The organism is Pseudaminobacter soli (ex Li et al. 2025), from assembly GCF_003012705.1.
GTDB classification, from domain to species: domain Bacteria; phylum Pseudomonadota; class Alphaproteobacteria; order Rhizobiales; family Rhizobiaceae; genus Pseudaminobacter; species Pseudaminobacter soli.
Genome location: NZ_PXYL01000007.1, coordinates 168767 through 183122 on the forward strand (window position 1 = coordinate 168767; position 14356 = coordinate 183122).

At 63.2% G+C, this 14356-nt stretch carries 12 protein-coding genes; 5 read left to right on the top strand and 7 right to left on the bottom strand.

The window, feature by feature from the left end; all coding sequences use genetic code 11:
* Positions 1 to 83: 83 nt before the first annotated feature.
* Positions 84 to 2096: an acetyl-CoA carboxylase biotin carboxylase subunit gene (locus C7I85_RS15755; RefSeq protein WP_106724945.1), complete on the top strand. Its 2013-nt coding sequence runs from the start codon at positions 84 to 86 to the stop codon at positions 2094 to 2096.
* Between the two features lie 38 nt (positions 2097 to 2134).
* On the opposite strand, the gene panC is transcribed toward C7I85_RS15755, so the two are convergent.
* On the bottom strand, positions 2135 to 2995 hold the full coding sequence (gene panC / locus C7I85_RS15760) for a pantoate--beta-alanine ligase (protein WP_106724946.1): 861 nt from the start codon (positions 2993 to 2995) through the stop codon (positions 2135 to 2137).
* Entirely contained in the window at positions 2992 to 3837 is an 846-nt protein-coding gene (panB, locus tag C7I85_RS15765) for a 3-methyl-2-oxobutanoate hydroxymethyltransferase (RefSeq protein WP_106724947.1), read from the bottom strand. The genes panC and panB overlap by 4 nt, the downstream gene beginning before the upstream one ends.
* Before the next feature lie 239 nt (positions 3838 to 4076).
* On the opposite strand from panB, the gene dnaE reads away from it, so the two are divergent.
* The gene (dnaE, locus tag C7I85_RS15770; protein WP_106724948.1) at positions 4077 to 7613 is read left to right on the top strand and encodes a DNA polymerase III subunit alpha; all 3537 of its coding nucleotides are present in this window, start codon (positions 4077 to 4079) and stop codon (positions 7611 to 7613) included.
* Positions 7614 to 7673: 60 nt separating this feature from the next.
* Here dnaE and C7I85_RS15775 read toward each other — a convergent pair whose 3' ends face one another.
* The 3 genes from C7I85_RS15775 to C7I85_RS15785 all read right to left on the bottom strand — a co-directional run bounded on the left by C7I85_RS15775 (position 7674) and on the right by C7I85_RS15785 (position 10481).
* Entirely contained in the window at positions 7674 to 8393 is a 720-nt protein-coding gene (locus C7I85_RS15775; protein ID WP_106724949.1) for a 3-keto-5-aminohexanoate cleavage protein, read from the bottom strand.
* 62 nt (positions 8394 to 8455) lie between these two features.
* A complete protein-coding gene (locus C7I85_RS15780) occupies positions 8456 to 9055 on the bottom strand; it encodes a DUF922 domain-containing Zn-dependent protease (protein ID WP_106725100.1) in 600 nt (199 codons plus the stop codon).
* Between the two features lie 97 nt (positions 9056 to 9152).
* Positions 9153 to 10481: a DNA polymerase IV gene (locus C7I85_RS15785; protein ID WP_106724950.1), complete on the bottom strand. Its 1329-nt coding sequence runs from the start codon at positions 10479 to 10481 to the stop codon at positions 9153 to 9155.
* 69 nt (positions 10482 to 10550) lie between these two features.
* Here C7I85_RS15785 and C7I85_RS15790 point away from each other — a divergent pair, with 69 nt between their 5' ends.
* Positions 10551 to 11123, top strand: coding sequence for a GNAT family N-acetyltransferase (locus C7I85_RS15790; protein WP_106724951.1), 573 nt, complete (start codon positions 10551 to 10553; stop codon positions 11121 to 11123).
* Between the two features lie 15 nt (positions 11124 to 11138).
* Here the strand turns inward: C7I85_RS15790 and C7I85_RS15795 are convergent, their stop codons facing one another.
* Together C7I85_RS15795 and C7I85_RS15800 are read right to left on the bottom strand one after the other, a co-directional pair.
* Positions 11139 to 11792, bottom strand: a complete 654-nt coding sequence (locus C7I85_RS15795) for a hypothetical protein (protein WP_106724952.1) — start codon at positions 11790 to 11792, stop codon at positions 11139 to 11141.
* On the bottom strand, positions 11789 to 12088 hold the full coding sequence (locus C7I85_RS15800) for a DUF3572 domain-containing protein (RefSeq protein WP_106724953.1): 300 nt from the start codon (positions 12086 to 12088) through the stop codon (positions 11789 to 11791). Before C7I85_RS15800 ends, C7I85_RS15795 begins: the two co-directional genes overlap by 4 nt.
* Before the next feature lie 260 nt (positions 12089 to 12348).
* On the opposite strand from C7I85_RS15800, the gene C7I85_RS15805 reads away from it, so the two are divergent.
* Together C7I85_RS15805 and C7I85_RS15810 are read left to right on the top strand one after the other, a co-directional pair.
* Positions 12349 to 12705: a response regulator gene (locus tag C7I85_RS15805; protein WP_280821061.1), complete on the top strand. Its 357-nt coding sequence runs from the start codon at positions 12349 to 12351 to the stop codon at positions 12703 to 12705.
* 37 nt (positions 12706 to 12742) lie between these two features.
* Positions 12743 to 14116, top strand: a complete 1374-nt coding sequence (locus C7I85_RS15810) for a PleD family two-component system response regulator (protein WP_106724955.1) — start codon at positions 12743 to 12745, stop codon at positions 14114 to 14116.
* Positions 14117 to 14356: the final 240 nt, after the last annotated feature.

Consider the following 14356-nt stretch of genomic DNA (forward strand, 5'->3'; position numbering starts at 1 on the left):
CTACCCTGGCCCACGACACCGGCACTTGAGGCATGGCCGGATAGTCCATAAAACAATTCGGCCATCAGAGGAAAAGTGCCTCCATGTTCAAGAAGATACTGATCGCCAATCGCGGCGAGATCGCCTGCCGCGTCATCAAGTCCGCCCGGCGGATGGGCATCGCCACGGTCGCCGTCTATTCGGACGCTGACCGAGATGCCGTGCATGTCGAAATGGCCGACGAGGCGGTGCATATCGGCCCGGCGCCGGCGGCGCAGAGCTATCTGGTGGCGGAGAAGATCATCGAAGCCTGCAAGGCGACCGGCGCCGAGGCCGTGCATCCGGGCTACGGCTTCCTCTCCGAGCGCGCTTCCTTCTGCGAGGCGCTGGAAAACGAGGGCATCGTCTTCATCGGCCCAAAACCCAAGGCCATCCGCGCCATGGGCGACAAGATCGAATCGAAGAAATTCGCCAATGAGGCCAGGGTCAGCACCGTCCCGGGCTATCTCGGCGTGATCGAAAATGCCGACCATGCCGAGCGGATCGCCGGCGAGATCGGCTATCCGGTGATGATCAAGGCCTCTGCCGGTGGTGGTGGCAAGGGCATGCGCATCGCCTGGGACAAGGCCGAGGTGCGCGACGGTTTTGAGCGCGCCCGCTCCGAAGCAAAGAGCTCATTCGGCGACGATCGCGTCTTCATCGAAAAATTCATCGTCGACCCGCGCCACATCGAAATCCAGGTTCTGGCCGACGCGCATGGCAATGCGATCTATCTCGGCGAGCGCGAATGCTCGATCCAGCGCCGCAACCAGAAGGTTGTAGAGGAGGCCCCATCGCCTTTCCTCGACGAGAAGACGCGGCGCGCCATGGGCGAGCAGGCTGTGGCGCTGGCGAAAGCCTTCGACTACCAGAGCGCGGGCACGGTGGAATTCATCGTCGACCGCGACCGCAATTTTTATTTCCTCGAAATGAACACCCGCCTGCAGGTGGAGCACCCCGTGACGGAGCTCGTTACTGGCGTTGACCTCGTCGAGCAGATGATCGACATCGCCGCCGGCGAGAGACTGGCGATCCGCCAGGACGACGTGAGGCTGAACGGCTGGGCGGTGGAAAGCCGGCTCTATGCCGAAGACCCGTATCGCAACTTCCTGCCGTCCATCGGCCGGTTGACCCGTTACCTTCCGCCGGAAGAGGGAAAGTTCGGTGACATCGTCGTCCGCAATGACACGGGCGTGACGGAAGGTTCGGAAATCTCGATGTTTTACGATCCGATGATCGCAAAACTCTGCACATGGGCGCCGACCCGGCTCGAAGCCATCGACGCCATGTCGGAAGCGCTGGACGAGTTCGTGGTCGACGGCATCGAGCACAACATCCCGTTTCTCTCGGCGCTGATGCAGCATCCGCGCTGGCGCGAAGGACGGCTTTCGACTGGCTTCATCGCCGAGGAATATCCGGACGGCTTTACACCGATGAAGCCGAACGACGAGGAAAAAGCGGTGCTCGCTTGCGTGGCGACCGTGATCGAGCTTCTGCGCCGAGACCGCCTGGACAGGCTGACCGGACGGCTGGCACCGCATTCGGGTGTGCTGAAGCCCGAATGGGTGGTTCGCCTGGATGATGAATATATCCCGGTGTCCATCGGCGAAGGCATGGTTTCGATCCCGATGGAAATCGATCTCTCGGTCGCCGGCGGCGAGCCGCAGACAGTGGTTTCGGACTGGCGTCTCGGTGAGCCGGTGTGGCGCGGAACGGTCGGTGGGCGCGTTGTTGCCGCACAGATCAGGCCCATTCTCAACGGCGCCCGCATCGCCTGGAGGGGCCTGTCGGTCACAACCCGCACCATGCTGCCGCGCACGGCCGCTCTCGACAAGCTGATGCCGGTAAAGGTTGCGCCGGATACGTCGAACCTGCTGCTTTGCCCGATGCCGGGGCTGGTCGTTTCCATCGCGGTGACCGAAGGCCAGGAGGTCAAGGCGGGCGAGACGCTTGCGGTGGTCGAGGCGATGAAGATGGAGAATGTTCTCCGCGCCGACCGCGACCTGACAGTGGAAAAAATCGTCGCAAAGCCAGGCGACAGCCTCGCCGTCGATGCGGTGATCATGGAGTTCGCGTGAGGGAACGCCGCGCCTGACTCGGTCCGGCGCGGCAAACCTCAATTCGAACGTGCAGCGCCGACCTCGACATTGTCGATGAGCCGCGTTTCGCCGAGCCACGCCGCGACCAGCAGGCGGGCAGGGCGGTCGAGATGGTCAAGCGGCGAAAGGTCGGCCTCTGCGCGCAATTCCAGATATTCGACCTCGCGGAAGCCGGCGGTCAGGATGGCTGCTTTCGCTCCCTCCAGCGTCGAAGCTAGAGGTGCGCCTGCGGCAAGGCGTTCGGCGGTCGCAAACAGTATCTGCGGCAGCTTCGAGGCAACTGCACGCTCCGCTTCTGACAGCCGGACATTTCGCGACGACATCGCCAAGCCGTCGGCCTCGCGCACCGTCGGGCAGCCGACGACCTCGATCGGGATATCGAGATCGCGCGCCATGCGCTTGACCACATGTAGTTGCTGATAGTCCTTCTCGCCGAACAGCGCCACGTCGGCACCAGTCTGCAGGAAGAGTTTTGCTACCACCGTCGCCACGCCGTCGAAATGGCCGGGCCGGAACGCGCCACACAGGCCTTCGCTGACGCCCGTCACGGACACCGTGGTGGCAAAGCCCTCAGGATAAATCTCTTCGGCGTTTGGTGCGTAGAGCACATGTGCGCCGACTGGGCCGAGCTTTGCCGCGTCCTCCCTTTCGGTACGCGGATAGGCGGCAAGATCGGCCGCGCTGTTGAACTGTTTTGGGTTGACGAAGAGCGTGACGATCACCCGGTCCGCCCGAGAGAGCGCGGCCCGCACAAGGCTGAGATGCCCCTCGTGAAGTGCGCCCATGGTCGGTACGACCGCGACTTTCGCGCCCTCGCGGCGCCATCTCGCGACCGTCGCACGAATCTCGGCCAGGGTGCGGATGATCGGTGCGCTCATTGGGTGTCTCCCTTGGGGACGGCCTTCGGCGCGTCACCGAATACGTGTTCCGCGGCTGGGAAGATCCGTGCCCGCACCTCCGCCGCATACATCTCGATCGCCGAAGCCGCTTCGGTGCCCAACTCGGCATAGCGCTTGACGAATTTCGGCCGGAAGTCGGTGAACATGCCCAGCATGTCGTCCACCACAAGAACCTGCCCGTCGCATGCAGCCGACGCGCCGATGCCGATTGTGGGAATGGCGAGTTCTTTGGTGATCCGGCTCGCAAGCGACTCCGGCACCTTTTCCAGCACGACTGAAAATGCGCCGGCGTCCGCGACGGCCTTGGCATCTCGTATAATCCTGCTGGCGGCCTCGCCGCGCCCCTGCACGGTGTAGCCGCCAAATGTGTTGACGGCCTGCGGGGTCAAGCCGACATGGGCCATGACGGGAATGCCGCGCCGGGTGAGGAAGCGGATCGTCTCGGCCATCGTCTCGCCGCCTTCGAGCTTCACCGCCGCGCAGCCGGCTTCGGCCATGACACGGGAGGCATTGCGAAACGCCTGTTCCGGCCCTTCCTCATAGGAGCCGAAGGGCATGTCCACGACCATGAGCGCGTGTTCCAGCCCGCGCCGCACCGCCTTGCCATGCATGATCATCATGTCGAGGGTGACGCCGAGCGTGGACGGCAGGCCATGGAGAACCATGCCCACGCTGTCGCCGACCAGCGCGATGTCGCAATGCGCATCGACGAGCCGCGCCATAGGGGTGGTGTAGGCGGTCAGGCAGACCAGTGGCGTCCCGCCCTTGGCGGCAACCACTTGTGGCGGCGTTACCGCGCGTGAGTGTCCGGTTGCGCTCATGGCTGCTGCTCCTTGGCGTAGGGACGACCGTGTTGCACATATTTGTGCAATTGCGAAGGCGAATGTGTGCAATTGCGAACACTCGGCGCCGTCGCGAGCGATAATCATTCAGGACTATATTTAGGTCGTGGACGCATGCCGCGTTGAACCACCTTCCTGTGATCGTTATCTGTTCGGACTCGACCGGGCCATTTTCATTCGCGAAGATGCCTGCATCCGACTCTTGAAGCGATGTGCCGATGACCAGCGAACGACCGCCGCGCGATCCGATTCTGCGGAGTGCCCTTGCATCGCAAGCCGGTGCCGCCGCACCGCGGACGCCTGAAGCGCCGACGCGCGCCTTTGTGCATCTGCGCGTGCATTCGGCCTATTCGCTGCTGGAGGGCGCGCTGCCGCTCGGCAAGATCGTCGGCCATGCGGTGAAGGACGAAGCGCCGGCCATCGCCGTCACCGACTCGAACAACCTGTTCGGTGCGCTGGAGTTTGCCCAGAAGGCCACCAAGGATGGCGTGCAGCCGGTGGTCGGCTGCCTGCTTGCCGTCGATTTCGGCGACGGCAACGATGGCGGCCCCCGCAAGCAGGGCATCGAACTGCACTCGCTGGTGCTGATCGCCGCGACCGAGGCCGGCTACGCCAATCTGGTTCGCATCGTCAGCCGCGCCTATCTGGAGACGCCTTCGGGCGAGCCGATACATGCCAAGCTCGACTGGATCGGCAATCTGTCCGAAGGCATCATCTGCCTCACCGGCGGACCACGCGGGCCCATCGGCACGGCGATCAAGTCCGGCCATGCCGACCTCGCGGAAAGCCGCCTGCTTGCCCTGCAGGAAATGTTCGGCGACCGCCTTTATGTCGAGCTGGAACGTCTGGTCGGCTACGATAGGGCCATCGAGGCCGCGACGGTAGAGCTTGCCTACCGCCACCGTCTGCCGCTGGTCGCCACCAACGAGTCGTTTTTCCCCGCACGCGAGGACTATGAGGCACATGACGCGCTGATCGCCATCGCGGAAGGCTCCGTGGTCGCCGAGGACAATCGGCGCCGCCTGACGCCGGACAATTATCTCAAGTCGCAGAAGGAGATGTCGCAGCTTTTTGCCGATCTGCCCGAAGCGATCGACAACACGATCGAGATCGCCCAGCGCTGCTCCTACTACACGCAGACACGGAAACCGATCCTGCCGCGCTTCGCCGGTGCTGACGTGGCCGATGCCGAAGCCGCCGAAAAGGCGGAGTCCGAGGAACTGGCGCGCCAGGCCCGCGAGGGCCTTGCGCAGCGCATCGCGGAGCGCGGTCGCTACGCCGGCTTCACCGAGGAACAGTATCGCGAGCGCCTGGAGTTCGAGATCGGCATCATCCAGCGGATGAAGTTCCCGGGCTACTTCCTCATCGTCTCGGACTTCATCAAATGGGCCAAGGCGCAAGGCATACCTGTCGGGCCTGGCCGCGGCTCGGGTGCAGGCTCGCTGGTCGCCTATGCGCTCACCATTACCGACGTCGACCCTCTGCGCTTCTCGCTGCTGTTCGAGCGCTTCCTCAACCCGGACCGCGTGTCGATGCCGGACTTCGACATCGACTTCTGCCAGGACCGGCGCGAAGAGGTGATCCGGTACGTGCAGGGCAAGTATGGCCGCGACCAGGTCGGCCAGATCATCACCTTCGGTACGCTGCAGGCGCGCGCTGTGCTGCGCGACGTTGGCCGCGTATTGCAGATGCCCTATGGCCAGGTCGACCGGCTATGCAAGATGGTGCCGGCCAACCCGGCCAATCCGGTCAAGCTCAAGGATGCCATCGAGGCCGAGCCGCGCTTTGCCGAGGAAGCCGAAAAGGAACCGATCGTCCAGACGCTTCTCGACACGGCGCAGAAGCTGGAAGGCCTCTATCGCCACGCGTCGACCCACGCTGCCGGTATCGTGATCGGCGACCGCCCGCTGTCGGAACTGGTACCGATGTACCGCGATCCGCGTTCGGACATGCCGGTCACCCAGTTCAACATGAAATATGTCGAGCAGGCCGGGCTGGTAAAGTTCGACTTCCTCGGCCTGAAGACGCTCACCGTCCTGCAGACGGCCGTAAAGCTCATCAGCCGGCGCGGCGTCGACATCGACCTCGCGCAGATTCCGCTCGACGACCCAAAGACCTACGCCATGCTGTCGCGGGGCGAGACGGTCGGCATCTTCCAGGTTGAAAGTGCCGGCATGCGCAAGGCGCTGATCGGCATGAAGCCCGACTGCGTCGAGGACATCATCGCGCTGGTGGCGCTCTATCGCCCGGGCCCGATGGAGAACATCCCGATCTACAACGCCCGCAAGCATGGCGAGGAGGAGATCGCCTCCATCCATCCCATGATCGACCATCTGGTGAAGGAGACCCAAGGGGTTATCGTCTACCAGGAGCAGGTCATGCAGATCGCGCAGGAACTCGCCGGCTACTCGCTCGGCGAAGCCGACCTTCTGCGCCGCGCCATGGGCAAGAAGATCCGCGCTGAGATGGACAAGCAGCGCGAGCGTTTTGTCTCCGGCGCGGTGGAAAAGGGTGTCAGCAAGCAGCAGTCGGACTTCATTTTCGACCTGCTGGCAAAGTTCGCCGACTACGGCTTCAACAAGTCACACGCCGCGGCCTACGCAATCGTTTCCTACCAGACGGCCTATCTGAAGGCACATTACCCGGTCGAGTTCCTCGCCGCGTCGATGACCTACGATATGTCCAACACCGACAAGCTGTCGGACTTCCGTCAGGATGCGATGCGGCTGGGCATCGAGGTGCTGCCGCCGTCGGTCATGACCTCGTATCGTCCGTTCGAGGTGGGCGAGAACCGCATCTACTACGCGCTCGCCGCCATCAAGGGCGTGGGCGAGGCGGCGGTCGATCACATCGTCGCCAAGCGTGCCGAAAAGCCCTTCGAGGACCTCGAGGATTTTTGCGAGCGCATCGATCCGAAGGTCGTTGGCAAGCGCGTCTTCGAAAGCCTGATCAATGCCGGTGCACTGGATTGCTTCGGCCACGACCGTGCGTCCCTGATGGCCGGCGTGGAGCGCATGATGGGCCTTGCCTCGCGCTCGCAGGCCGATGCCGCCGCCGGCATCACCGACATGTTCGGCTCGGCCTCCGTCAGCAAGCAGAAGCAGTTGCGTCTGCCCGCCGCCGAACCGTGGCTGCCGGCCGACCGGCTGCATCGCGAGTTCCAGGTTGTAGGCTTCTATCTCTCCGCGCACCCGCTCGACGAGTACAAGAAGGTGCTGGAGAAGATGCGCGTCCAGACCTGGACCGAATTTGCCGCAGCCGTGAAGCGCGGCGCCAGCGCAGGGCGGCTTGCCGGCACGGTCACGTCCAAGCAGGAGCGCAAGACGCGCACCGGCAACAAGATGGGCGTGGTGATGTTTTCCGACACCTCGGGGCAGTACGAGTCGGTGCTGTTCTCCGAGGCTTTGGCGCAGTATCGCGACTTGCTCGAGCCGGGCAAATCGGTGGTCATCACCGTTGCGGCCGAAGACAGGCCCGAGGGCGTCAATCTGCGCATCCAGACGGTGCATTCGCTGGAGGATGAGGCGAGCCGCGTGCAGAAGGCGCTACGTGTCTACCTGCGCGACGCCTCGCCGCTCAACATCCTGGCCAACCAACTCAACACCAAGGGCGAGGGGCAGGTGAGTTTTGTCCTGATCAAGGACAACGCCCAGGGCGAGATCGAGATCGAGTTGCCCACCCGGTACCGCATCTCGCCGCAGATCGCTTCGGCCATGCGGGCGGTGCCGGGCGTGGTCGAGGTGGAACTGGTGTAGCGACACTCTGCGCTGATGCATGGAGGCAATGACGCTCGATCCGCGTCATTGCCGTTCAGGCTACCGGCCTCGGCGGAATATCGCGAGCGCGGCGGCCACCAGCGCCACGTTGTCGGCGGCCGTCGTTCCGTCCGGAAGATTTTTCCCATCTTCCAGTCCGACCCGCGTCGACCAACGCTCTTGATATGCAAGCTCCACGAACTGCCAGACCGTAGCATCGAAGCCGTGCAACAGGATGGGGCGCCTTACGCCTGCGCGATCGAGTACCATGGCAATTTCGTTGGCCACTTTGCGCGCGATGCCCGCATCCTGCTCCTCGATCTCGATCAGGATGCGAAGAACGCGCCTGTGATCCTTGAGACCTACAAAGCGTTGTGCGTCGGCGGCCGAAGCGAGCCCGGCCTCAATGCCCACGCCTCGCTGGCGAAGCAGGTCCATGATGGCGGGTGCGTCGGGCTCCGAGAGATTCACCGAAGCGTAGTCGGGCAGTCCGGTCCAGCCCGTGATGCAATCGCGGGTTCGCTGCTTATCATTCTCAATCCAGGCGCCGGTCGAAACCCCGATGAGTGTGCCGGGGCAGGCACGGCGAAGGGCGAGCATGGTTGCGTCCACCGCCAGCAAGCTCTCACGGCCGTCCGGTGCGCGCGCGTGGACGTGCAATTCGGCGGCACCAGCGTCCACGCAAGCCGCGCCATGGCGCGCTATTTCCTCCACGGTAGACGGCAGTTGGGGGTGAAAGTCTCTCGATCGAGCGCCGTTGAGGCATGCCTGCACAATCATGACCGCCGTTCCGTAAAAGGAAGATCACCTTAGCATTTGCTCGCCGAAAAAGCCTGCCGCCCCTATTCCCCATTCACCAGCCCGAGGATCAGTCGGTGGATATTGCCGCCATCAGCCATTTCCATTTTGTCGAAGTCGCGGCTGCGCTGGCGCTGCGCCAGGGAGAGTTCCGACAGCTTTTGTGTCAGTTCGGTCCTGATTTTGCTGCACTTGGGATCGTCCGGTACCGTCAAGCCCACACTCACGGCTTCGATCGATTTGACCAAGTCCTTGATGAAGTCGCCATGCACCATCTCGTGCTTGCGCACGCCGGCGGCGAAAACGTCCCACTTGTCGCGGGTCGTGGCCGGCAGCTTTTCGGCAGGCTTGGGCAATGTGTAGGTGATCGTTAGATTCGGCATTGCCGAAGCGAGGATGCAGGAACCATCCGGCTGCGGCTCATATTTCCTCGACCAGGTCAGCGTGAAATTGGTGTGGGCGATGGCGCGAACCAGGCCGGCCTTGGGGCCGCGCTCACCGATCGACCGATAGAGCTCGATGCCGGTCTTGCCGGAGACGACATAGGTCTGCACTTTTTCGACTGCCTGCCAGTCGGCATGGGCGACCGGGAGGAATGACGCGAAGCAGGCCACGGCGAGCCAGAACCGAATAGCTGCTTTCACGCGAATCCCCGCACCCTGATACTTTGTCGCGCGCAAACTAGAGCATGACCCCGAAAAGTTGCAGGCTTTTCGGACGATGTGATGCGTCTTGGCGACTTCAGCGCTCCATATCCTCCGGCGGATGCGCGTTGCGGCCTTTGCCGAAGGTATAGCCGGTCTCAACCGCCTTCTTGCCGAACTTGTCGCGCAGCGCGTCGATGGCGCCTTCGGCCATGGCGCGTTTGCGGGCCTGCAGATCGACCAGGTCCGGCGGATCGGCGCGCTGGGCGTCCGAGAGATCGCTGACGCCGATGCCGAGCAGTCGGTATTTCGTGCCGTCAGTTTCCTTTTCTAGCAGCTGCAGGCCGGTCTGGAATATCCGGTCGGCCAGCCGCGTGGGATCGGTAAGCTGGCGGTTGCGGGTGCGGAGCTTGAAGTCGTGAGTCTTGAGCTTCAGCACCACGGTGCGCCCGGCAATGCCGGCCTTCTTGAGCCGCGCCGAGACTTTTTCGGACAGCGCCCGCAGCACCGGCACGAGATCGGCAGCCGAGGCGAGGTCGGTGTCGAATGTGGTTTCGGCCGACACGCTCTTGGCGTCGTGGTCGGGCACCACGCGGCGATCGTCCTGCCCGCGCGCCAGCCGGTAGAGCCGGTCGCCCATCGTGCCATAGCGGCGCATCAGTTCGCCCCGCTCCATGTGCTGGAGCTGGCTGATCATGCGGATGCCATCCTGCTCCAGCGTGGCCGCAAAGGCCTTGCCGACGCCCCAGATCATCGTCACCGGCTGCTCGGCAAGGAAGCCCACGGCCTCGGCCTGGCCGATGATCGAAAAGCCACGCGGCTTGCGGAAGTCGGAGGCGATCTTGGCGAGGAACTTGCAGTAGGCGAGGCCGGCGGAAACGGTGATGCCGATCTCCTTTTCCACGGCCTGCGAAAAACGCGCCAGCACCAGGGCCGGTGGGCGGCCATGCAGCCGCTCGGTGCCGGAAAGGTCCAAAAAGGCCTCGTCGATGGATAGCGGTTCGACCAGCGGGGTCAGCGCCTGCATCATGGCGCGCACCTCGCGCCCGACGCGGACATATTTTTCCATGTCGGGTTTTATCACGACCGCCTCGGGACAGGCTTCCAGCGCCTTGAACATGGGCATCGCCGAGCGCACGCCGTGGATGCGGGCGATATAGCAGGCGGTGGAGACGACGCCGCGTTTTCCCCCGCCGATGATGACCGGCTTGTCTTTGAGTTCCGGGTTGTCGCGCTTTTCCACTGCGGCATAGAAGGCGTCACAGTCGATATGCGCGATGTGCAGCGAATAGAGCTCCGGATGTCGCGCCAGCCGCGGGCTGCCGCAGGCGCTGCAACGCAGGCCGGCACCGCGCTGAAAGGTCAGGCAGTCGCGGCAAAAACCGTGGCTCGGATCGTTGACAGGCGTGGGCATCGCTGCGAACATAAGTGGAACATCGCGATTTTATGGCAGCCGGTCGTCGCCCACAAGCGGCAGGATGGAGGGAGCGTGTCTGTGCTGACAATTGTGCCGGTTACCGGCGATCTATGGCCGAAATTCGAGGATTTGTTTGGCAAGCAGGGCGCCTGTTACGGCTGCTGGTGCACGCATTATCGCCTGCCGCCGGCAATGCGTCGCGAAAACGATCGCGTCCGCAACAAGGAATTCATCAAGGCCCGAATCGAATCAGGGCCGCCGCCCGGTCTGCTTGCGGTCGAGGATGGTGTCGCCATGGGCTGGATGCAGATCGGTCCACGCGCCGACGTGCCGGAGTGGAATAAGGCGGGCAGGGTGTCGACGCCAGTCGAGCCGGACGATGCCGCCGATCCCGCAGTTTGGGCGATTTCCTGCTTCTTCATCCGCAATTCTGCTCGAGGCAAGGGGCTGACCCATCGGCTGGTCGAGGCCGGTATCGGCTTTGCCCGGGAAAACGGGGCGCGGCTTCTGGAAGCCTGCCCGATGACCGAATCGAAGGATTCGCGCTCGGTCGGGCTCTGCGTCGGTTCGACGCGGGTGTTCGAGAAGGCCGGCTTCGAGCAGATGGCGGAACGCAAAGCGGGACGTCCGCTGATGCGCCTGACTATCTGAAGGCGGGGCCGTGGGTCAGAAGCCGAGCGCCCTGGCGATCTTAGGCGTCGCTTCCTGCCAGTTCTCCACCTCAATAATGCCGTCAGGCAGCGGCGGCATCAGTTCGCGTAGGCCCTTGTGCGCCATGATGTGGAAGAGATGCGCATCGGCCACGCAGGCGCGGGCCGAGACCAGATTGTGCGCAATGTCGTCGACGAAGGCCACCGGGCGCGGATGCTCGCCGCGCAGCTGCAGGATAGCCGGTCCTTTGGCCCGCTCGGTGGTCAGAAGCGGGTAGGGGAAGCCGAGCCGGTCGAGCAATGCACGTCGCGTTGCGCGATGGCGGTGCGGCATCGCCGTCAGCATCACGATCTCGGCACGCTCGGCCAGCGTCGCGATGGCTTCCGTCGCACCCTCCGGGCAGTTCTGCCAGTCGGACTGGACGGTGAAGAACTCCTCGATCAGGTCCGAAACGCGCTCGTCGGCGATTGCCGCCTGCGTTTCTCGGTCAAAGACGTTTCCGTGCACCCGAAACGAATCGATGCGCAGTTCAAGGCCCAGCGTGCCGATGTAGCCGATGAAGGGCTGGATGAATTCCAGCACGACCTCGTCCACGTCGAGCACCAGAAGCGGGCGGTCGTCACGGGCCAGTTCGGCGATCTGGCGTGCTGTTTCCTGGTCTTCGCTCATATCGATGTCTGATAGCTGCTATCGCCCAACGGCAGATGCCGCAGTGCCTTGCCGACCTCGCCCGGCGCGATGTTGGCGGCCTCAGAGAAGCTGATCAGCGTCGGCTCGTGAGCCAGCACGAATTGCAGCACGCCGGCCAAAAAACCTGGTTCGCGGGCCACCTGCCGTATGGCCGAGGCCTCAATGCCGGTGATCGACAGGAAGCGCGGCAGCAGTTCTGGATCCGAGGCAATGAAGCCGAGCGCCTGGATGGCGATGGCTTCGGCGCCCTCATGTACCGCGGATTGCTTGATCATCGCCACATTTCCCTGTCCAGGTGAAACCTGTTTTGAAGTAGCGATTGCTGGCCGCGCGGGCAAGTGCGGCGGACAGTCGTCGCAAAAATGGTGTAGGAAGCAGGTCAACTGGGCGACCGGCAAACCTCTCGGAGGTTTCCGTTTCGTCAATGATCTTGCGCTAGTCTTGCTACGGGTTTGGTGCCATCGGCAGGCAGCGCAGGAGTTTTGGATAACGCGCGATCGGCATTCGGGACGGGATTTCAATGGCTAAGAAGGTAATGATCGTCGAGGACAATGAGCTCAACATGAAGCTCTTCCGCGACCTGATCGAGGCGAGTGGATACGAGACCGTGCGTACGCGCAACGGTCTTGAGGCGCTGGATCTGGCGCGTGCCCATCGGCCGGACCTGATCCTGATGGACATCCAGCTTCCCGAGGTTTCCGGACTCGAAGTGACCAAGTGGCTGAAGGAGGACGACGATCTCCATGTCATCCCCGTCATTGCTGTGACGGCCTTCGCTATGAAGGGCGACGAGGAGCGTATCCGCCAGGGCGGCTGCGAGGCCTACATCTCCAAGCCCATTTCGGTGCCACGCTTCATCGAGACGATCAAATCCTATCTGGGGGACGCGTGATGTTCATGCGCCACCATCTGTCTGGACAGTAACGACCATGACCGCGCGCATCCTCGTCGTCGACGACATCCCTGCCAATGTGAAGCTGCTGGAAGTGCGGCTGCTCGCCGAATATTTCGAGGTGCTGACCGCCACCAACGGTCCCGATGCCATCGAAACCTGCGAGAACGGCAAGGTCGATGTCGTGCTGCTCGACGTGATGATGCCCAATATGGATGGCTTCGAGGTCTGCCGCCGGCTGAAGAACGATCCGGCCACCGCGCACATTCCGGTGGTGATGATTACAGCGCTCGATCAGGTCTCCGACCGCATTCGCGGGCTCGAGGCCGGCGCCGACGATTTCCTGACCAAACCGGTCAACGACCTCCAGCTCATGACCCGGGTGAAGAGCCTGGTGCGGCTGAAGATGCTGACCGACGAGATTCGCCTGCGAGCCTCGACCACTCGCAATATCGGCATCGAGGAATTGTTGAGCCGTGGCCTGCCGAATGATGGCGAAGCGCCGCGTGTGCTGCTGGTCGACGAACGGCCGGCATCCTACGAGCGCATCCAGAAGATGCTTCGCAACAGCATGGATGTCGACCTGGCAACCGATCCGCACAGCGGCTTCTTCCAGGCTGCCGAAAACTCTTACGATTGCGTGGTGATCTCGACCGCGCTGACCGACTTCGATCCGCTGCGGCTTTGCTCGCAGCTGCGCTCGCTCGACCGGACGCGGTTCCTGCCGATCGTCCTGCTGGCGGATATGGGCGAGGAGGAGCGCATCATTCGCGGCCTCGAGCTCGGCATAAACGATTATCTCGTCCGTCCCATCGACCAGCAGGAGCTGACGGCGCGGCTGCGCACCCAGGTGCGGCGCAAGCGCTATAACGACCATCTGCGCGCCAGCGTGGCCCAGACGATCGAAATGGCAGTGACGGACGGTCTGACCGGCCTGCACAACAGGCGCTATCTCGACAGCCACCTGCAGACGCTGTTCGACCGCGCCGTGGCGCGCCGCCGCTCGCTTTCGGTGATGATCACCGATCTCGACCGCTTCAAGTCGATCAACGACACCTATGGCCACGACGGCGGCGACGATGTCCTGCGCGAATTTGCCCGCCGGCTGCGCCAGAACGTGCGCGGCATCGATCTCGCCTGCCGCTATGGCGGCGAGGAATTCGTCGTGGTGATGCCCGACACGGAAGGCCATATCGCCGAGAAGGTTGCCGAACGCATTCGGGCCGAAATCGCACGCACGCCGTTTGCCGTGGGCAAGGATGGCCAGACGCTCGACGTCACCGTTAGTGTGGGCGTTTCGTCGCTCAAGCGCGGCTCCGACACGGTCGCCGACATGATGAAGCGTGCCGACCTTGCCCTTTACGAAGCCAAGTCCGCCGGCCGCAATCGCGTGGTCGCAAAGGCCGCCTGAGTAGCGAGCGCAAACCCGCATCAACCTGTAATGGTTAGGGGTTTACCTTAATTCATTCGATTCGGCGGGTGTGGTTAAGAAACGGTTGATTTTCACCCGGCCATGCGCAACTGTCGCAGCAAGACAGACTGAACGGCGTTTCGACGCCCAAAGTAACCCCATGATGCTCAGGTCCGCCGCATCTCCTGGGTCCATGGGGTCGGCCGGCCGGCTCTGGCACACAGTGGCCTCCTCGTACCG

Excerpts from the sequence above, each read along its gene's own strand:
- C7I85_RS15755 (WP_106724945.1), top strand. The coding sequence starts at position 84 with ATGTTCAAGAAGATACTGATCGCCAATCGCGGCGAGATCGCCTGCCGC.
- panC (WP_106724946.1), bottom strand. The coding sequence starts at position 2,995 with ATGAGCGCACCGATCATCCGCACCCTGGCCGAGATTCGTGCGACGGTC.
- panB (WP_106724947.1), bottom strand. The coding sequence starts at position 3,837 with ATGAGCGCAACCGGACACTCACGCGCGGTAACGCCGCCACAAGTGGTT.
- dnaE (WP_106724948.1), top strand. The coding sequence starts at position 4,077 with ATGACCAGCGAACGACCGCCGCGCGATCCGATTCTGCGGAGTGCCCTT.
- C7I85_RS15775 (WP_106724949.1), bottom strand. The coding sequence starts at position 8,393 with ATGATTGTGCAGGCATGCCTCAACGGCGCTCGATCGAGAGACTTTCAC.
- C7I85_RS15785 (WP_106724950.1), bottom strand. The coding sequence starts at position 10,481 with ATGTTCGCAGCGATGCCCACGCCTGTCAACGATCCGAGCCACGGTTTT.
- C7I85_RS15795 (WP_106724952.1), bottom strand. The coding sequence starts at position 11,792 with ATGAGCGAAGACCAGGAAACAGCACGCCAGATCGCCGAACTGGCCCGT.
- C7I85_RS15800 (WP_106724953.1), bottom strand. The coding sequence starts at position 12,088 with ATGATCAAGCAATCCGCGGTACATGAGGGCGCCGAAGCCATCGCCATC.
- C7I85_RS15805 (WP_280821061.1), top strand. The coding sequence starts at position 12,349 with ATGATCGTCGAGGACAATGAGCTCAACATGAAGCTCTTCCGCGACCTG.
- C7I85_RS15810 (WP_106724955.1), top strand. The coding sequence starts at position 12,743 with ATGACCGCGCGCATCCTCGTCGTCGACGACATCCCTGCCAATGTGAAG.